Below are 422 nucleotides of genomic sequence, written 5' to 3' on the forward strand. Positions count from 1 at the left end.
CCGGTCATGAGCCGCTGACCAACGCGATCACCGACGTGAGCGGCGGTAACTACGAAAATCTGGTGGCTGACAAGACGCCGGTTTCGACCAACATCACCGACACCGTCGACACCACCAATCTGTCGCTGTCCGCGACCGGTACCGTGGCCGAAGGTGGCTCGATCGTTTATACCGCAACCTTGACCAACCCGGCCGGCACGCCAGTCACTGTGACCTTGTCCAACGGCGCCGTGATCACTATCGAGGCCGGTAAAACTTCTGGCACCGTGACCGTTCCGGCTCCGGCAGACGACGTGTACAAAGACGCGGGCAAAGTCGAAGCGACCATTTCGACTGCCACCGGTGGCAACTTCGAGAATCTGGTGCCGAGCACCGTTCCTGCGGTCACCAACGTCACCGACACCATCGACACCACCACGGTG

Annotated in this window: 1 protein-coding gene; it reads left to right on the plus strand. The window is 60.9% G+C overall.

Annotated features, from left to right (window positions below; translation table 11 throughout):
- A partial coding sequence (locus NN484_RS27220) for an immunoglobulin-like domain-containing protein (protein WP_274658366.1) occupies positions 1-422 on the plus strand: 422 nt, incomplete at both ends.

The organism is Pseudomonas serboccidentalis (assembly GCF_028830055.1).
Taxonomy (GTDB): domain Bacteria; phylum Pseudomonadota; class Gammaproteobacteria; order Pseudomonadales; family Pseudomonadaceae; genus Aquipseudomonas; species Aquipseudomonas serboccidentalis.